We start from the raw sequence: 17,346 nt of genomic DNA on the forward strand, positions 1-17,346 counted from the left end.
AGGGGCTCGGCTCGGATTCGATTCCGGGGTGAGCTCCTCGCCCTCTGTCCGGGCAGCACCGACCCGGCAGCAGCTCAGGAGCCCTCATGCCCCGTCCCGAAGGTCCCGCCGACGTCGACGCCTGGTTCGCCGAGGGCGGCTGGTACCCCGGCCGGAACGTCGCCGAGCAGGCCGCGGCGTTCGTGGCGGAGGTCGTCGAGGAGACCCGGAGGTACGGCCACCCCGTCGAGCCGTTCGCCGCGGCCACCGCGTTCCTCGCCGAGCACGCGGGGGTCCGTCTGACCATCGACGCGCGGCGCGAGGAGTACCTGTACTTCAAGCCGGTCATCGTCTGGGAGAGCACCTCCGAGGAGATCGCGGAGCTGAGCCGCAACCTGGGCGTGCGAATCTTCCCCGTGGGCTGGGACTCCTCGGAGGGGGAAGTGATCGTCATCGACGAGCGGAACCGGTTCTTCTGCATGCACCACACCGGCAACTACTACCTGGGCACCGGCAAGTACGGGGCGATGACCGACCTCTACCGGTATCCCATGAAGGACGCCGAGGACTTCTACGTCTGACCCGGCAGGGTCCTCAGTGGACGGAGAACCCGCCGTCCACGAAGAGGGACTGGCCCGTCACGTACGCCGAGGAGGCGCTCGCCAGGAAGACGGCCGCGCCCGCGAAGTCCTCCGCCAGGCCGTTGCGCCCGACCATCGTGCGCGCGGCCAGGGCGGCGACCTTCTCCGGGTCGGAGGAGAGGCGCTGGTTGAGCGGGGTCATCACGAAGCCCGGGACCAGGGTGTTGGCGGTGACGCCGTACGGGGACCAGGCCTCCGCCTGCGAGCGGGCCAGCGACTCCAGGGCGCCCTTGGACACCCCGTACGCCCCGCTCTGGACGAACGCGCGGTGCGCCTGCTGCGAGGTGATGTGGATGATCCGGCCGAAGCCCCGCTCGGCCATCCCGGGGCCGAAGCGCCGGCCGAGGAGGAACGGCGCCTCCAGGTTCACGGTCATCGTGGTGTCCCACACCTCGTCGGCCAGCTCGCCGAACGGCGGACGGAGGTTGATCCCGGCCGAGTTCACCAGGATGTCCGGCTCCCCGAAGACGGCCGCGGCCGCCTCCGCGCCCGCCTTGATGCCTTCCCGGGTGCTCAGGTCGGCGCTCACCCACGCGGCCCGGCAGCCGTCGGACGTCAGCTCGTCGACGGTCGCGACGAGCTCGGCCTCCTTGCGGGCCATGACCACCACGCTCGCCCCCGCCCTGGCCAGGGCCCCGGCGATGGCCTTCCCGATGCCGGAACTGCCGCCGGTGACGAGGGCGGTGCGCCCGTCGAGCGAGAACAGCTCGGAGAGGTAGCCGAAGGGGGTGCTGCTCATGGAGGTCGCTCCTCGGGGCGGTGGCGGGCAGGTACACGCATCCTGGCACACGCCCGCGAAGGGACCATGTGATGATCTTCCCTTCATGATGAGGATCCGTCAGGGATCCCGGGGGAGAGAACCATGGGAAAGACGGACGCCAACGGCGTCGACCTGTCCGGCGTCACCGGCAGGCTCATCCAGACGGTCGACCTGGTGAAGGGCCCTGCGCCGCAGGCGATCGCCAGCGACACCCGCAACGGCTGGGTCTTCGTCCTCCAGATGGAGAGCGGCGGCCAGCAGGACATCGAGCAGGGCAACATGCGGCTCAACCGCATCGACCGTCTGACCGGCAAGGTCATCGACTCGATGCAGCTGAAGGGCTTCGGGCACGGCATCTCGATGGGTGTGGAACCCGGCGACGGGCAGACGTACCTCTGGACCGAGGTCGGACGCGAGATGGCGTACAGCAGGAGGAGCGACGGCACGGTCAAGGCGGCTTTCGGCAAGGCCGTCACGCGGTTCCGGTACGCGAAGGACACCGTCCTGGACGCCGACGACCCGGCGCTGCGGAAGTTCACGCCGCCCGGCAGCACGTCGGGCACCGGGCCCTCGATCGACCCGGTGAACAACCTCCTGTGCGTCATGTACCACAAGGGCGGCAAGCGGACCTTCACGCGCTACGACCTCGCCGCGGCCGCCGCCGGCTCCTGGGTCCCGGTGGGGACCAGCTTCGTCATGAGCGACTGCGACGGGCAGCCGACGACGTGCGTGGACGAGGAGACGACACCCGACGTGCCGTCGCGCTACCCGCTGGAGAAGGAGCTCACGTCCCAGGGATACACGGTCCTCGGCGACGTCCTGTACTGGTACCAGTGGGCGCCCTACCTCGTCGACGACGACCCGAACACGCTCCCCGCCGACGGCTTCCCGGGGGTCGCGTTCCTCACCTCGTACGACTGGAAGACCGGCACGCGGTTCGACCGGCAGGTGGTCACCAGCGCCGACGGCCTCACCCGGCGCGAGCCGGAGGGCGTCGCCGTCGAGGTCGACCCCACGACCGGCGAGACCAGGCTGCTGTTCGGCTTCAGCAACACCGTCCCCGGCACCACCGGTTCGCGCGACGTCACGATCAGCTGGTACCCGACGAAGCCCGGCACCGACGGCGTCAAGGTCCTCGCCGACTGGGAGGACCTCGCCCTCGAACCGGGCATCCAGCCCGGCGCCCAGCCCCCGCGCGGACGCCTGATCGCCCTCGCCGGCACCACCTACCTCCAGCTGCGCGGCACCCTCACCTGCACGCCCGGCCTGACCTCGGACGGCAGGATCGCGACCCTGCCGCACCGGCTGCGCGCGACCCACCTGACGCGCGCGAACGTACCCCGCAACAACAACGCCGGACGCTGCGTCTGCCGGATCGAGACGGACATCAGCGGCGGACTCCGCGCCTACGGCGCCTACAGCGACAACCCCATCACCTGGATCGACCTCGACGGCGTGTCCGTCGCCTGGCGATGAGCCCCCGACAGGCCGCCGCCCCCGCACAGCCGTCCGCCCGTCCCACCCGATCCGGAGGATCGCGCATGACCCAGCACACGACCAGCCGCCGTTCCCTGCTCACCGCCGCCCTCGCCGCCCCGGCCGTCGCCGTCGGCGCCCCGCTGCTCTCCGCCGCCCCCGCCGCCGCCGTCGACCCCGCGGACGGCTGCCAGGTCGTCGTCGACTGGAAGCCGATCACCCTGGAGGCGGGCGTGCAGAACGACCCCCTCTCGCCGGCCGAGGCCCGCGTGATCCGCCTCGCGGGCACCGAGTTCCTCCAGCTGCGCGGCCTGGTCACCTGCGCCTTCACCGGCGACGGCCCGCTCGGCACGCTCCACGCCGACATCCGCCCGCCCAAGCTGACCCGGGGCGTCTGCCCCCGCAACAACAGCCAGGGCATCAACGCGCTGCGCATCGAGGCCACCACGGCCGGCGTCGTCTACGTCCTCGGCCCCCAGGCGGCGAACAAGGTCACCTGGATCCAGCTGGACAACTTCTCGTCCGTGATGCGCTGACGCCCGCGGGGGTGCGCCGGGGCTCCGGCGCACCCCCGGTCAGCCGTGCCAGATCCCGGTCGCGGCGGTGGCCCTGACGTAGTCCGCGAAGTCGCGCGGCTCGCGCCCCAGGGCCCGCCGCACGCCGTCGCCCAGCGTGGCGAACCGGTCCTCGGCGATCCAGCCGAAGAGCGTGTTCAGAAGGCCCGGGAACTCCTCCGGCAGCCCGCGTCCGGCGGCGTACGCCGCGAACTCCTCCGGCGAGGCGGGACGGTACGTGATGTGCCGTCCCGTCGCGCGGGCGACCTCGCCCGCCACCGCGCCCAGGCTCAGCAGGCGCGGCCCGGACAGCTCGTACGCCTCCCCGGCGTGACCGTCCTCGGTGAGCGCCGCCACGGCGACGTCCGCGATGTCCTCGACGTCCACGAAGGGCTCCGTGCCGGCCCCCGCCGACCACACGACCTCGCCGTCGACGAGCTGCCCCCGGAAGAACGGATCCTCGCTGAAGTTCTGCGCGAACCAGGCGGGCTTGAGGAGCGTCCACTCCGCGCCCGATTCCCGCACGGCCCGCTCGCAGGGCAGCTTCTCCTCGCCCTCGGGCACGACCCAGTCGCGGTGCGACAGCAGCACGAGCCGCCCGACACCCCGGGCGGCGGCGAGCCGGGCGAACCTGCTCATGGAGTCCCCGGCGTCACTCTGCATCGAGTCGACCAGATAGGCGGCCCCGACCCCTTCCAGGACGGGTTCCCAGGTGTTCTCGTCGTTCCAGTCGAAACGGGCGGGCCCCTTGCGGGAGGCGGCCCGGACGTCGTGCCCGCGCTCCTTGAGGCGGGCGGTCACCCGGCGGCCCGTCTTCCCGGTGGAGCCGAGGACCAGGACGGGTCGTTCCTTCGTCGTCGTCATGCGACCAGTCAAACGGCGGGGTGGTGAGCGGCGGAATGGTCCAGGCGCTCAGCCCGATGTCTCAGGCGCTCCGCTCTCCCCGGTGACCCGAAACTCGCTGGAGCGGAGGTGATCATGCGAGGCAGGATGCCCACGCGGCGCGTGCCGCCTCGGCACCAGGGAGATCCGCATGACTGCCTCCTACCCGTACCGCATCGCGACCAGGGGAGGGGACCTCACGCTGATCTGGCGGCCGGGAGAGGCCGATGCCCCCGATGAGGTCGCCGTCGACGACCACGGACAACTCCTCGCGTTCCGGGACTACGAGACGCTGCGGGAAGCCGCGGATCGCTACGGCTGGGAGCTCGTCCGGGAGGGCGAGGCCGCCCTCGATCTGGATGCAGTACGGCGATGGGTCGAGCGACCCGAGCGGGGCCCGGTCACGACGGCTCCGCTGCTCGACGCGTGGAACCTCCTCGAAGACCTCTCCCGCAGTCTGAAGGCCGGCCCGCCCCTCCCCTCCCAAGGACCGATCCACGACAGCGCTTACGAGAAGCTCTTCGGTGAGGAGGAGGCCTGGACGGACGAGGAGACCGCGGCCGTGCGCGAACTCCTCCGCGCGGGGCTGGACCTCTGGGAACAGGCGGTGCGGGCGTCCGGAACCGGCGGACCGAGCCCTCGCTCTTCGGCCTAGACTCGAGGCGTGGATCCGCTCGCGAGCCTGCTGTACGAAGTCCGTTCCGAGGGCGCCCTGTTCAGCAGGAACATCCTCGTCCCGCCCTGGTCGATCGGCTTCGCCGACGGGACGCCCCTCGCCGTCGTCACCATGCTCCGGGGCTCCGGCTGGATCGTCCCCGGCGGGGACACCGCACCCGTCGCCCTCGGCCCCGGCGACGTGGCCGTCGTGACCGGCCCGGAGCCGTTCTCCGTCACCGACGACCCGAGCGGACGGACCCGGCCCTTCTACGTCGTCCACCCCGGGTACTGCACGACCGCCGACGGCGAGGACGTCAGCGAGGACGTCATCCTCGGCCTCCGCACCTGCGCCAACGCCCCCGGCGGCACGACCGTGCTCCTCACCGGCAGCTACCAGGTCGACGGCCGGGTCTCCGCCCGCCTCATCGGCGGCCTTCCCCGTGTCCTCGTCGTCCCCCAGGAGGGCACGGCCGGGCCCATCCTCGAACTCACCGACGGCGAGATCAGCCGCGACGACCCCGGCCAACAGGCCGTACTCGACCGGCTCCTGGACCTCCTGCTCCTGTCCACGCTCCGGGAGTGGTTCGCCCGCCCCGAGGCGGACCCGCCCGCCTGGTACCGCGCCCTCGGCGACCCCGTCGCGGGCCGGGCCCTGCGCCTCATCCACGACCGGCCCGCCCGCCCGTGGACCGTCACGACCCTCGCCGAGGCGACCGGCGTCTCGCGCGCCACCCTCGCCCGCCGGTTCGCCGACCTCGTCGGCGAACCGCCCATGGCGTACCTGACCGGCTGGCGCCTCGCCCTGGCCGCCGACCTGCTGGCCCGTACCGACGCGACGGTGGAGTCGATCGCCCGGCAGGTCGGCTACCAGAGCGCGTTCGGCCTGAGCGTGGCCTTCAAGCGCGTGTACGGGACGAGGCCCAGCGACCACCGGGCCCCGGCCGTCAGCCCAGCCGGCTGAGGAACTCCGTCCAGGTGGCGGGGGAGAGGGCGAGCTGCGGGCCGGTGGGGCGCTTGGAGTCGCGGACGTGGACGGTGGAGGGGCAGGCGGCCACCTCGACACAGTTGTCGCCGTCACCGCTGCTGTAGCTGGACTTGTGCCAGGAGAGGGCGACTTCGACGCAGTTGCCGCCGTCGCCGGTGCTGTAGCTGCTCTTGAACCAGGCCAGTTCGGTCGTGCTCATAGTGCTCCTCGGATCTCCCGCAGCAGGCTCACGGATGCTTCTACGGACAGAGCCTGTGCCCGCATCCTGGCATATCGCTGCTGGAGGATGCTGACCTCTTTGGGGTCGGAGATGAGCTCACCGGTTCCCTGGCCTTCGCTGTATGCGTGCCAGGCGTTCTCCTCCGTCTCCAGGAGACACAAGGGGCCGTCGAGTCCTGCGTGGTGCCCGCGCGACAACGGCATGATCTGGATGTCGATGTTGCGCCGTTCGCTGAGTTCGACGATGTGGTCGATCTGCTCGCGCATGACGTCGGGGGTGGCCACCTGGCGGCGCAGCGCGTGTTCCTCGATGATGAAGCTGAAGATCGTCTCCGAGCGGTCTGTGAGGATGTGTGTTCGCTCCATGCGCGCGATGAGGCTCGACTCGATCTTGTCGTCGCTCATCGCCGGGAGCTGTTTCTCGAAGAGTGTCCTCGCGTACGCGGTCGTCTGGAGCAGGCCTGGCGCGAGTCGCGGCTCGTACGTGTACAGCGTCACCGCCAGCGGCTCCAGCTCCGCCCACCCCTCGAACCACTTCGCCAGGCCCGCCTTCCGCGTCAGGTGCTTCGCCGCCGCCGTGAGCGTTCCGAACGCGTCCAGCACCTCCTCCGCGCGTTGCACGAACTCCTTCGACGGCAGCCGGCGGCCCTGCTCGATCGAGGCGATCGTCGGGACCGAGTAGCCCACCCGTGGGGCGAACTGTTCCTGTGTCAGGACCGCCCGTCTGCGGAAGACCTTGACCACTTCCCCGAAAGCCCTCAGGCTCTCCGACGTCTCCGGTTCGCTCCCCTTCGGAACCTCGTCCGTCACCCCGCCACCTCCGTGCCCGTGTACTCGCGCAGATCGCCTCCAGGTTCACTGATAGTCACCGGTACCGTCCAGAGCGAGAACCCGTACGCTGCGCAGCGTACGGGTTGCTGAGCTGGTAACTCCCCCAGGGTGTCGTCACATTGGCCCCATGACCTCGCCAGCGACCCACGAACCCGCCGTTACCGTACGTGTGTTCACCCAGCGCTTCAGCTCGACGCCCCGCGGCGCCCGTCTCGCCCGTCGGCTCACCCTCCATCAACTCGACCGCTGGCGGCTCCCGTACGGCTCCCAGGCCTCCGACGTCGCCGCGCTCCTCGTTGCCGAGCTGGCCGCCAACGCCGTCACCCACGGCCGGGTGCCCGGGCGCGACTTCGAGCTGACGCTCGCGTACACGCCCGGGCTGCTGCTCCGGATCGACGTCTCCGACACCCGGGGCGAGCGGCGCCCGGCCGCCGCCAGGCCGGGGCCGCTCGACGAGGGCGGACGGGGCCTGCTCCTCGTCGAGGCGCTCGCCTCGCGGTGGGCCGTGCTCGACCGCGTACCGGTCGGAAAGACGGTACGGGCCGAGCTCGATCTCGCGGTTCCCTGAACCGGCGGTGGGTCAGAAGGGCGTCACGGTGATCCACCTCGTCCCCAGGAACCCGGTGTCAGGCCGGAGTTGCACCGTGTCAGGGCCCGGCCAGCCGTCGAGCATCCGGGGTCCGTCAAGTGCGCCGAGGCAGGTGAAGACGAGCGCGTCCTCGGGGCCGTTGGAGCGGAGCCATCGGGTGCCCGTGAACGGCGGGTTGGTGTTCTTCGCGAGCTGGACGGCGCCGGTCGCCGTGTTCCCGTCGAGATAGCGGGTCTCATTGAACGAGTCGAGGACGTCGAAGAAGTTGGTCAGGTCCAGCTCGTCGACGCACAGGAACGTGAACTGGTTGTTGCCCAGGTGGTTCATCTCCCATCGCGTACCGGGATCGTCCCTGTTCCGCAGAGAAACCGTGCCCTGGGTGTAGTTGCCGGCGAGGTACTTCCTTCCGGCATCGGGGGCCCTGCATTCGAGATGCACCAGAACCATGGCGGGGGCTCCGTTCTGGTTGGGTGGGATTGACGGAGGCTGCTGTCCGCAGGCGCCTGCACGCGTCTCCACCACCAGGTTCGCCCCACTCGGCCGCTCGTGCAACATGCGTTCCGGGGACGCTCCTTGACGGTTCAATGAGCGTCCCCGGACCGGGCCTACGGCGCCGGGGCGTAACCCGCCGGGCGGGTCGTGAACGTCCCCCGGCCCTGGGTGCGGCCGCGGAGGCGGGACGCGTAGCCGAAGAGTTCGGCCAGCGGCACCGTCGCCTCGACCACCGCCGTACCGGAGCGGGTCGTCGAGTCCGTGACTCGGCCCCGGCGGGCCGCGAGGTCGCCGAGGACCGAGCCGACCGACTCGGCGGGGACGGTGACCGTCACCTCGGCCACCGGCTCAAGCAGGGAAACCACGCTCGCGCGGAGCGCCTCGCGCAGCGCGAAGCGACCCGCCGTGCGGAACGCCATCTCCGAGGAGTCCTTCGGATGCGTGGCGCCGTCCGCGAGCGTGACCCGGACGCCCGTCACCGGGTGGCCGCCGAGAGGACCCTCGACGAGGGCGTCCCGGCAGCCGGCCTCGACCGCGCGGACGTACTCCTGCGGGACGCGGCCGCCCGTGACCGTCGACGTGAAGACGAACTCCTCTCCCTCCGGGGCCGGTTCGACATCGATGACGACGTGGGCGAACTGGCCCGCGCCGCCGTCCTGTTTGACATGGCGGTACAGCAGGCCGGTGACGCCCTTCGTCACCGTCTCCCGGTACGCGACCTGGGGACGGCCGACCGTGACCTCCAGGCCCCGGTCGCGCCGCAGCTTCTCCACCGCGACCTCCAGGTGCAGTTCGCCGAGCCCGGACAGGACGGTCTGGCCCGTCTCCGGGTCGGACCGCACGACGAGCGACGGGTCCTCCTCGGAGAGCCGGGCGAGGGCCGTCGCGAGGCGGCCCGTGTCCGTGCCGCGGCGGGCCTCCACGGCGACCGAGACGACCGGGTCGGCGGTCGTCGGCGGTTCGAGGACGACCGGCGCGTCCGGGGCGCACAGGGTGGCGCCGGCGCGGGCGGACTTCGGCCCGACGACGGCGACGATGTCACCGGCGCGCGCCTCGTCGACCTCCGTCGCCCGGTCGGCCTGGACGCGCAGGATGCGGGCGATCCGCTCGGTGCGGCCCGCGGTGGTGTCGAGCACGGTGTCCCCCTTCCTGAGCGAGCCCGCGTAGACGCGGAGGTAGGTCATGCGGCCGGTGGCGGTCGCGTTCACCTTGAAGGCGAGCGCGGTGAACGGCGCCGTCGGGTCCGCCGGGACCTCGCCGCGCACCGGCGGCATGTCCGACGGGGCCGGGAGGTACGCGACGACGGCGTCGAGGAGCGGTTCGACACCGCGGTTGCGGTACGCGGAGCCGCACAGCACGACGACGGCGTCACCGGAGAGCGTGAGGTCCCGGAGGGCGCCCGTGAGGGTGGGCCCGGTCAGGGCCCCGGTCTCGCAGAACTCCTCCAGGGCGCCCGGGTGCAGCTCCGCGACCGTCTCCTCCAGGCGTCGGCGGCGGTGCCGGGCCTCGTCCCCGAGGTCGTCGGGGACGGGCTGCCCGGTGTACGTGTCGGCGCCGTCGGCCCACACGTACGCCCGCATCCCGACCAGGTCCACGACGCCGGTGAAGCCGTCCTCGCGGCCGATGGGGAGCTGGACCGCGAGCGGGACGGTGCCGAGACGGTCCCGGATCGACGCGACGGCGGTGTCGAGCTCCGCGCCCGCGCGGTCCAGCTTGTTGACGAACGCGATCCTCGGAACGCCGTGACGGTCGGCCTGGCGCCACACCGTCTCGCTCTGGGGCTCGACGCCCGCAACGGCGTCGAAGACGGCGACGGCGCCGTCGAGGACGCGGAGCGAACGCTCGACCTCGTCGGAGAAGTCGACGTGACCGGGGGTGTCGATCAGATTGACGCGGTGGCCCGCCCAGTCGCAGCTGACGGCCGCGGCGAAGATCGTGATGCCCCGGTCCCGCTCCTGCGGGTCGAAGTCGGTGACGGTGGTGCCGTCGTGGACCTCGCCGCGCTTGTGGGTGGCGCCGGTGAGGTACAGGAAGCGCTCGGTGACGGTGGTCTTGCCGGCGTCGACGTGGGCGAGGATGCCGAGATTGCGGACTCGCATGGTGGTGCCTTTCGCTGCTGCGTGGAGAACGGGCAGCGCGATTCCCGGGGTGGTTCGGTCACACCACGGGTCGGCGATGGCGGGCGCGCAGCCGCCATCGGCCGGAGCGAGAGGCGAGGATCACGTCGAAGCGGCGCGTACGCACGGTCGGCTCTCCTCGGTAGACACACTCGCGGCACGGCACACCGGTCGGTGCGCCGTGCCGCGAGTGTAGGGAGAGCCGCCGCGCGGGCGACACCGAATTATCCGGCCGGCTGGAGGAGGTCCCAGCGGTTGCCGTAGAGGTCCTCGAAGACGGCGACCGAGCCGTACGGCTCGTGGCGCGGTTCCTCCAGGAACTTCACTCCGGCCGCCGCCATGCGCTCGTGGTCGCGGGCGAAGTCCTCGGTGTGGAGGAAGAAGCCGACCCGGCCGCCGGTCTGATTGCCGACCGAGGCCTCCTGCTCCTCGTTCTTGGCGCGGGCCAGGAGCAGCCCGGCGTTGCCGAGACCGCCGACGCCGGCGGCGCCGCGCGGGCGGACGACGACCCAGCGGCTTCCGTCGCCGCGGTCGGTGTCCTCGACGAGGTCGAAGCCGAGGGCGTCGGTGTAGAAGGCGATGGCCTCGTCGTAGTCACGGACGACGAGGGTGACGAGTGCGATGGACGGCATTACCCCAACGTAATGCGCGGAAGCGGTGGATTCGACCCGCGTCGACCCGCGTCGTGGCAGGGGCGACCCTTGCGGGGGAGGGGGGTGAATGAGGGTCCGGGAGAGGGGTGGGGGGGGGGCGGCCCGAGGGGCGGGGTGCCGTACCGGTGCGACAATGCCCCGCATGGACGTGCGGGAGTTCGATCGGCTCGTCGCCCGGGCGCGGGGGCTCGCCGAGGCGGGGGAGCGGCGGATCCTCGGGATCGCCGGGGCGCCGGGGGCCGGGAAGTCCACGCTCGCCGGACGGCTCGTCGACGGGCTCGACGGGCTCGCCGTGCTCGTGCCGATGGACGGGTTCCACCTCGCGCAGGCCGAGCTGGAGCGGCTCGGGCGGGCCGGGCGCAAGGGCGCGCCGGACACCTTCGACGCCGCCGGGTACGCCGCGCTGCTCGCCCGGCTCCGCGCGCCCGTCCCCGGCACGACCGTGTACGCGCCCGCGTTCGACCGCTCCCTGGAGGAGCCCGTCGCCGGGGCGATCCCCGTCGCGCCCGAGGTCCCGCTCGTCGTCACCGAGGGGAACTACCTGCTGCACGACGGGGGCGCCTGGGTGGACGTCCGGCCCCTGCTCGACGAGGCCTGGTTCCTGGACCTGGACGCCCGCCTCCGCGTCCCCCGGCTGGTCGACCGGCACGTCCGCTTCGGCAAGGCCCGCGCCCACGCGGAACGCTGGGTCCACACCTCCGACGAACGGAACGCGCAGCTGGTGACCCGGGGCCGGGACCGCGCGGACCTGGTGATCACGATGGGCTGACCGCCGCCGCAAGGTCAGGGCCCGGTGTCCTCCGATTCCCCCTGCCCCTTCCGTGGGGGGCGCGCGGGTTCGGCAGGACGGGACGGAGCCGTTCCGGGACGGGGAGGCGGTGCCAGGCGGAGGTGAAGCATGGCCTCGAAGCGGGCCGTCGGGTCTCCGGGATCGAAGCCCGACACCTGCGCGAGGCGTTTGAGCCGGTAGCGGAAGGTGTTGGAGTGGACATGGACGGCGGCGGAGGCGGCGATGACATCGCCGAAGTTGTCGAGCCAGGCGGCCAGCGTCTCGGTGAGCGCGCTGTGGTGCTCGGCGTCGTAGGCGCGCAGACGGGTGACGGGGTCGTCGGACGGATGGGCGTCGATGTGGACCTGGTCGGCGAGATCGAGGAGCAGGGAGGGCAGGTAGACGTCCTTGAGCGCGGCGGCGCGGTGGGGAGTGCCGGAGGCGGTGAGCACCCGCAGGGCGCGGTCGGCGTCGGCGCGCGAGCGGGGTAGATCGCTCGGGTCGGTGGCGGGCCGGCCGATCCCGATGACGGCCGCCACTCTGCTGCCCGCCCGGGAGAGGAACGCCTCGGCCACGCGTGTGGCCGTCTCGTCGGAGCTGCCCGGCAGCACGGCGTACGTCACGTCGCCGAGGTAGGCCGTGGCGGCCCGGGGATGGACCGCGGAGAGGTGGAGCGCGAGTGCCTCCGCGGTGCGACGGCCCGTGGCGAGCAGGTCGGGGGCGACGTCGTCGCCCAGCACGGCGAGTGCCAGGACACAGGCCGACTGGTGCGTCAGTCCGAGTCGGGCCGCGGCCCGGGGCGCGGCGGCGCCACCTTCGAGGACGGTGGCCACGAGGTCGGCGCGCAACCGGTGACCGACGTCCTCACCGGCCCGGCGGCGCAGCAGGTGTAGCGCGGCGACGTTCGCGGCCTCGGCGAGGGCGCGTTCGCCGTCCGGGCCCAGGCGGTCCCGGATGATCACCCAGATGGAGCCGAGGATCTCCCCGCCTGCCCGGACGGCGATCGCCGCCCGTGGCTTGTCGTGCGGGCCGGCCACGTACAGCACCCCCTCGTTGCGGTAGAGGGCGTGGAAGGCGCCGCGTGCCTCCAGGTCGCGCAGCTTGTCGGCCGGCACCTGGCGGTCCAGGACGGTCGTGATCCGGGCAGGGTCGCCCTCGTCCTGACGGCTGGAGAAGGCGAGTACCTTCCCGCCGCGGTCCTCCACCGTGACCGGACCGTCGAGGAGTGCCGCGATCGCGTTGGCCAGGGCGAACAGATCGCCCGAGAGGGGGTTGTCCCACGCCGACGCGCCGGGGTCCTCGTCCGCGAAGTCGTCGACGGCCAGCAGGCCGCGGAGCAGTGCGGCCGCCTGGGCCCAGGAGGCGCCCGGGGTGAGACCGAGGACGGGTACGCCGGTGCGGTTCGAGGCGGCCGTGACCGCGTCGTCGACGTCCACCGGGGACCGGACGACGACGGCCGCCGCGCCGAGCCCGGCCGCCCGCTCCGTGAGCGCGGCGACCGAGGGAGCGCCGGCGACGCCGACGCCGAGGACGACGGCACCCGGCCACCGTGCGGGCTCCTCCAGAGGATCGTGGATGAGCACGCCGGACACCGGACGGGTGAGGTCCGGGGTGCCGGCGGCGAGTTCCACGAGGGTCGACCCGAGATCGGCCAGGACCCGCCCGAGGACGACCGGGGCCGCCGGGGTCATCGTCCCGCCGCCACGGGGGCACGGAGCGCGTCGACCGCGATCCGGGCCGCCCGTCCGATGACCCGGTCCGCCTCGGGATCGAGCTCGCGGGGTGTCGCGGCCCTGGTGAACACCGCGACCGCGTAACGGCCGCCGTCGCGGTGCTCGACGACTCCGGCCTCGTTGCGCCAGCCCGGCAGGGTGCCCGTCTTGCCCGCGATCCGGTAGCCGTCGCCGAATCCGGATGCCAGCCGGTGCGGCCAGATCTGGCGGGCCATCACCTCCCTCACCTCGCGGCAGGCCGCGGCCGGGCCCGCCTCGTCCCGCCAGATCTGGGCGAGGAGGGCGGCCGTGTCGCGGGCGGTGGACCGGGTCGTGCGCTCCGGCACGCACAAGGACAGCCGCATGAGCTCCTCGGCGGACAGGGCGTCGAGGACGGGCTGGGCCTCGGCCAGGGAGGCGACGCCGAGTTCGGCGAGCAACGCCCCGATGAGGTCGGAGCAGCCGCCCACCAGATGGGTGTGGGAGCGGCCGAGACCGGCGAGGAGGCCGTTGACCCGGGCGAGGCCCACCCGGCGCAGGACGACGTCGGTGGCGGCGTTGTCGCTCATCGTCAGCATCATGCCGACGAGGTCGCGCAGACTCATCTCCACCCGGTCCGCGCAGCCGGAGATGCCGATGCCGCCGTCCCGCAGCCCCGGCGGCACGGGGTGGCGCTCGGTGCGGTCGAGCCGGCCGGCCTCCGCCTCGCACGCGTACGCCAGGGCGATCGGGATCTTGAAGACCGAAGCCAGCGCGACGGGGGCGTCCTCATCGAGTCCGACGGCCGCCCGTCCGTCGATGTCCTGGGCGAAGAGGTGCCCCTGGACGCCGGCTTCCGCGAACGCGGTCTCCAGGGTCCGACGCGCGGTGGCGGTCGTGACGACGGTGTTCACGGCGTGATCCATTCGGTCGACACGGTGACGTCGGAGAGGAGACCGGGAACAGGCGTCACCCCGAGCCCCGCGCCACGGGGCACGTCGAGGTGCCCGTCGCGCAGGACGAACGGCTCGGTGATGTCCGTGCGGTAGTAGCGGCTCGACGCCGAGACGTCGCCGGGGAGGGTGAAGCCGGGGAGGGCGGCCAGCGCGACGTTGGCGGCCCGGCCGAGCCCCGTCTCCAGCATGCCGCCGCACCACACGGGCACACCGTGCGCGGCGCTCACGTCGTGGATCCGCCGGGCCTCCAGGTAGCCGCCGACCCGGCCGGGCTTGATGTTGACGACCGCGCACGCACCCATGGCGATGGCGTCGGCCGCCGAGCGGGCGGACACGACCGACTCGTCGAGGCAGACCGGGGTGCGCAGCTGCCGCGCGAGCAGGGCGTGAGCGCGCATGTCCTCCTCGTCGAGCGGCTGCTCGATCAGCAGCAGGTCGAACTCGTCCAGTCGCGCCAGGTGGTGCGCGTCGGCCAGGGTGTACGCCGTGTTGGCGTCGACCTGGAGCGGCACGTCGGCACCGAAGCGCTCCCGCACGGCGCGCACGGGCTCGATGTCCCAGCCCGGCTGGATCTTGAGCTTGATACGGCGGTAGCCGTCCTCCAGGTACCCCTCGACCGCGTCGAGCAGCTCGGGGACCGAGTCCATGATTCCCACCGAGACGCCGGCCGCGACCCGGTCCGCGGTGCCGCCGAGCCACTCGGCGAAGGACAGCGAGCGGGCCCGCAGCCAGGCGTCCAGGACGGCCATCTCCACCGCGCTCTTGCCCATCCGGTGCCCCTTGAAGGAGGCCAGCGCCGGGGCGACCGTCCACGGCGTCACCTCCGGCCTCGCGAACAGGGCGGGCAGCAGATGGCGGCGGAGCACGTCGGCGGCCGCGTCGGTGTACTCGGAGGAGTACACCGGGGAGGTCATGGTGGCGCACTCGCCCCAGCCGTCCCCTCCGGTGGTCTCGATCCGCAGCAGAAGCAGGTCGCGTGCGGTCTGTGTGCCGAAGGACGTCCGGAACGGCGACACCAGGGGCATCGCGATCCGGCGCAGTTCCGCTCCGAGGATCTTCATGCGTCAAACTCCAGACGTGGTGACAGGACGTACCAGCCGTCCCGGGTGAAGGTGGTGACGGTGTGCTGTCCGGCGGCCATCAGGCTGCCGAGGACGTCGCGTACGGCCAGACGCCAGGCGGTCGCGGCCGCGGCGCGGCCGTCCCTCCGCAGCCCCTCGATGTCGGGCGGGACGCGGACCAGGACGGTCCTCCCGGACACGTCGCCCGGCCTCTCGCCCCGGACGGGGAGGCCGTCGGGGCCGATGTCGAGGGCGACCACGGCGGGCGGGCACGGCGCGGCCGGCTCTCCGGCGCGCCCCGTGCCCGGGGCGGGGTGGGCCGCCGGTCCGGCGGTGAGGTCCCAGCGCACGAGCAGCCGGTCGGAGTCGGTTCCCGCGTTGACGCCGTCCCGCATGGCGCCGTAGAAGTTCGGAAGGTACTCCGTGGGTACGGCTCCGAGCTTGCGGAGGTTGAAGTAGGCGTTTCGGCTGACCAGCGGGTCGTACGTCCACGTGATCGTGGTGATGCCGCGGCCGAGGGACCAGGCACGCTGGTGGAGTTTCAGCGCGAAGCCGATGCTGCGGCCCCGAGCACCGTCGTCGACGGCGGCGATGTGGGAGTGGAGCCCGGCCGTGGACAGCAGCCCGAGGCAGGTGCCGATCATCCGGCCGTCCTGCTGGACGGCGACGACGTAACTGCCGGAGTGGGCCAGCACCAGGAGCAGTTCCGGAGTCATCACGGGGTTGTCCGGTGCCGGGCGCCACACGCGGTGGAGCAGGTCGCGCGCCTCGCGCATGCCGTCGAGGTCGTGCAGCTCGTGGATGGTGACCCCGGCGGCCAGAGCGGCGCGTTCGGCCGCCGGCAGGGCGGAGCCGAGCTCTTCCGAGGGAGCGGTGCGGGGGCCGGTCATCGGGACCGTCCGCAGAGCTCGTCGACGAGCGCGGCCACCAGAGCGGCTCGTGCCGGGAGTTCGGCGACGACGACGTGCTCGTCGTCGGCGTGCGCGCCGCCGCCGACCGCGCCCAGGCCGTCCAGGGTGGGGGCGCCGACACCGGCGGTGAAGTTGCCGTCGGAGCCGCCTCCGACGGCCGCGCCGCGCAGCGGGCCGAGGCCGAGGGCGGTGTTCAGCTCCTGGGCCAGGGCGAACAGTCCGGCCGACGAAGCGGCGGAGAGCGGTGGCCGGTTGAGGCCGCCGGCCAGGGTGAGTTCCGCGCCGTCCAGCGCGCACGCCAGGCCGCGCAGGGCGGCGTCGACCCTCCACTGTTCCCGCTCGGTCCGGGCCCGGACGTCGATCTGGAGGGACGCCGTGTGGGGCACGGTGTTGCGGGTCGTGCCGGCGGCGGCGACGGTGGGCGTCACGGTGGTGCCGGCGGTCCGGTCGGTCAGACCGTCGACGGCGAGGACCTGATGGGCCAGCTCCGTGGTGGCGTTGACTCCTCGCTCCGGCTCCAGGCCGGCGTGCGCGGCGCGTCCGGTGATCGTCAGGTCGTACAGGGAGGCGCCCTTGCGCTCCGTCTTCAGGGCCCCGTCCTCGGCGGCCTCCAGGACCAGGACCGCCCCCGTGCGGCGGGCCTCGTCCTCGATCAGGGCGCGGGAGTCGGCGGAGCCCGCCTCCTCGTCGGAGGTGACGAGGACGGTGACTCCGTCCAGGTCGTCGAGGCTCGCCAGGGCGTGGAAGAGCTGGACGAGTCCGGCCTTCATGTCGAAGCAGCCGGGCCCCGTGAGGATGCCGTCCCTGACCGCGAAAGGGTGGGTGGCCAGGGAGCCGACCGGCCAGACGGTGTCGAGGTGGCCGAGGAGCAGGACGCGGTCGCCGCTGCCGAAACGCCAGCGCAGGTGCGGTCTGCCGGTGTCCTCGAGCCACTCGGGGGACTGACCGGTGAGCCGGGTGCCGAGCGCGGCGAGGACCGTGGCGCAGTGGTCGACGGCGGTCGGGTCCGACGTCGGGGACTCCGCGGTGACGAGGGCTTCGACGTCCTCGATCATCTCGGGGAGCCGGGCCCGCAGCCGGTCGACGGCGGACGGCGCGGCGGATCGTGGGCGCGCGGGGGTGT

General features: G+C 72.8%; 19 protein-coding genes. 7 read left to right on the plus strand and 12 right to left on the minus strand.

The window, feature by feature from the left end:
* Positions 1-86 precede the first annotated feature (86 nt).
* Positions 87-560: an SUKH-3 domain-containing protein gene (locus ACN9MM_RS29955; protein ID WP_426366829.1), complete on the plus strand. Its 474-nt coding sequence runs from the start codon at positions 87-89 to the stop codon at positions 558-560.
* Between the two features lie 13 nt (positions 561-573).
* Here the strand turns inward: ACN9MM_RS29955 and ACN9MM_RS29960 are convergent, their stop codons facing one another.
* The gene (locus ACN9MM_RS29960; RefSeq protein ID WP_426366830.1) at positions 574-1,359 is read right to left on the minus strand and encodes an SDR family NAD(P)-dependent oxidoreductase; all 786 of its coding nucleotides are present in this window, start codon (positions 1,357-1,359) and stop codon (positions 574-576) included.
* 123 nt (positions 1,360-1,482) lie between these two features.
* Between ACN9MM_RS29960 and ACN9MM_RS29965 the strand changes: the two genes are divergently transcribed.
* Both ACN9MM_RS29965 and ACN9MM_RS29970 read left to right on the plus strand, forming a co-directional pair.
* Positions 1,483-2,856 carry a hypothetical protein gene (locus tag ACN9MM_RS29965; RefSeq protein WP_426366831.1) on the plus strand — a complete coding sequence of 458 codons (1,374 nt, stop codon included), beginning with the start codon at positions 1,483-1,485 and terminating at the stop codon, positions 2,854-2,856.
* A 65-nt stretch (positions 2,857-2,921) separates the two neighbouring features.
* Positions 2,922-3,392, plus strand: coding sequence for a hypothetical protein (locus tag ACN9MM_RS29970; RefSeq protein WP_426366832.1), 471 nt, complete (start codon positions 2,922-2,924; stop codon positions 3,390-3,392).
* Positions 3,393-3,431: 39 nt separating this feature from the next.
* Here ACN9MM_RS29970 and ACN9MM_RS29975 read toward each other — a convergent pair whose 3' ends face one another.
* Positions 3,432-4,274: an NAD(P)H-binding protein gene (locus ACN9MM_RS29975; protein WP_426366833.1), complete on the minus strand. Its 843-nt coding sequence runs from the start codon at positions 4,272-4,274 to the stop codon at positions 3,432-3,434.
* Between the two features lie 169 nt (positions 4,275-4,443).
* Here ACN9MM_RS29975 and ACN9MM_RS29980 point away from each other — a divergent pair, with 169 nt between their 5' ends.
* Both ACN9MM_RS29980 and ACN9MM_RS29985 read left to right on the plus strand, forming a co-directional pair.
* The gene (locus ACN9MM_RS29980; RefSeq protein WP_426366834.1) at positions 4,444-4,947 is read left to right on the plus strand and encodes a hypothetical protein; all 504 of its coding nucleotides are present in this window, start codon (positions 4,444-4,446) and stop codon (positions 4,945-4,947) included.
* A gap of 9 nt (positions 4,948-4,956) precedes the next feature.
* Positions 4,957-5,910, plus strand: coding sequence for an AraC family transcriptional regulator (locus tag ACN9MM_RS29985; RefSeq protein ID WP_426366835.1), 954 nt, complete (start codon positions 4,957-4,959; stop codon positions 5,908-5,910).
* On the opposite strand, the gene ACN9MM_RS29990 is transcribed toward ACN9MM_RS29985, so the two are convergent.
* Together ACN9MM_RS29990 and ACN9MM_RS29995 are read right to left on the minus strand one after the other, a co-directional pair.
* Positions 5,894-6,133, minus strand: coding sequence for a DUF397 domain-containing protein (locus ACN9MM_RS29990; RefSeq protein ID WP_426366836.1), 240 nt, complete (start codon positions 6,131-6,133; stop codon positions 5,894-5,896). The two genes, ACN9MM_RS29985 and ACN9MM_RS29990, sit on opposite strands and share 17 nt — an antisense overlap.
* Positions 6,130-6,963 (minus strand): helix-turn-helix domain-containing protein, encoded by an 834-nt coding sequence (locus tag ACN9MM_RS29995; protein ID WP_426366837.1) that lies wholly within the window; start codon positions 6,961-6,963, stop codon positions 6,130-6,132. Before ACN9MM_RS29995 ends, ACN9MM_RS29990 begins: the two co-directional genes overlap by 4 nt.
* Positions 6,964-7,111: 148 nt before the next feature.
* On the opposite strand from ACN9MM_RS29995, the gene ACN9MM_RS30000 reads away from it, so the two are divergent.
* A complete protein-coding gene (locus ACN9MM_RS30000) occupies positions 7,112-7,552 on the plus strand; it encodes an ATP-binding protein (protein WP_426366838.1) in 441 nt (146 codons plus the stop codon).
* A gap of 12 nt (positions 7,553-7,564) precedes the next feature.
* On the opposite strand, the gene ACN9MM_RS30005 is transcribed toward ACN9MM_RS30000, so the two are convergent.
* The 3 genes from ACN9MM_RS30005 to ACN9MM_RS30015 all read right to left on the minus strand — a co-directional run bounded on the left by ACN9MM_RS30005 (position 7,565) and on the right by ACN9MM_RS30015 (position 10,814).
* Complete coding sequence (locus ACN9MM_RS30005; protein WP_426366839.1) at positions 7,565-8,020, minus strand: hypothetical protein; 456 nt, start codon at positions 8,018-8,020, stop codon at positions 7,565-7,567.
* A gap of 158 nt (positions 8,021-8,178) precedes the next feature.
* The gene (gene fusA, locus ACN9MM_RS30010; protein WP_426366840.1) at positions 8,179-10,164 is read right to left on the minus strand and encodes an elongation factor G; all 1,986 of its coding nucleotides are present in this window, start codon (positions 10,162-10,164) and stop codon (positions 8,179-8,181) included.
* A gap of 242 nt (positions 10,165-10,406) precedes the next feature.
* Positions 10,407-10,814 (minus strand): VOC family protein, encoded by a 408-nt coding sequence (locus tag ACN9MM_RS30015; RefSeq protein WP_426366841.1) that lies wholly within the window; start codon positions 10,812-10,814, stop codon positions 10,407-10,409.
* Between the two features lie 154 nt (positions 10,815-10,968).
* Between ACN9MM_RS30015 and ACN9MM_RS30020 the strand changes: the two genes are divergently transcribed.
* Positions 10,969-11,604 carry a nucleoside/nucleotide kinase family protein gene (locus ACN9MM_RS30020; protein WP_426366842.1) on the plus strand — a complete coding sequence of 212 codons (636 nt, stop codon included), beginning with the start codon at positions 10,969-10,971 and terminating at the stop codon, positions 11,602-11,604.
* A 14-nt stretch (positions 11,605-11,618) separates the two neighbouring features.
* On the opposite strand, the gene ACN9MM_RS30025 is transcribed toward ACN9MM_RS30020, so the two are convergent.
* From ACN9MM_RS30025 to ACN9MM_RS30045, 5 genes are read right to left on the minus strand one after another with little or no spacing between them, the layout of a single operon-like run.
* Positions 11,619-13,295, minus strand: coding sequence for a PucR family transcriptional regulator (locus tag ACN9MM_RS30025; RefSeq protein WP_426366843.1), 1,677 nt, complete (start codon positions 13,293-13,295; stop codon positions 11,619-11,621).
* Complete coding sequence (locus tag ACN9MM_RS30030; protein WP_426366844.1) at positions 13,292-14,209, minus strand: serine hydrolase; 918 nt, start codon at positions 14,207-14,209, stop codon at positions 13,292-13,294. The genes ACN9MM_RS30025 and ACN9MM_RS30030 overlap by 4 nt, the downstream gene beginning before the upstream one ends.
* On the minus strand, positions 14,206-15,312 hold the full coding sequence (menC, locus tag ACN9MM_RS30035; protein WP_426366845.1) for an o-succinylbenzoate synthase: 1,107 nt from the start codon (positions 15,310-15,312) through the stop codon (positions 14,206-14,208). Before menC ends, ACN9MM_RS30030 begins: the two co-directional genes overlap by 4 nt.
* A complete protein-coding gene (locus ACN9MM_RS30040) occupies positions 15,309-16,202 on the minus strand; it encodes a GNAT family N-acetyltransferase (RefSeq protein WP_426366846.1) in 894 nt (297 codons plus the stop codon). The genes menC and ACN9MM_RS30040 overlap by 4 nt, the downstream gene beginning before the upstream one ends.
* On the minus strand, positions 16,199-17,278 hold the full coding sequence (locus ACN9MM_RS30045) for a M20 family metallopeptidase (RefSeq protein WP_426368860.1): 1,080 nt from the start codon (positions 17,276-17,278) through the stop codon (positions 16,199-16,201). The genes ACN9MM_RS30040 and ACN9MM_RS30045 overlap by 4 nt, the downstream gene beginning before the upstream one ends.
* Positions 17,279-17,346: the final 68 nt, after the last annotated feature.

This window comes from Streptomyces sp. E-08 (genome assembly GCF_049913095.1).
Taxonomy (GTDB): Bacteria; Actinomycetota; Actinomycetes; order Streptomycetales; family Streptomycetaceae; genus Streptomyces.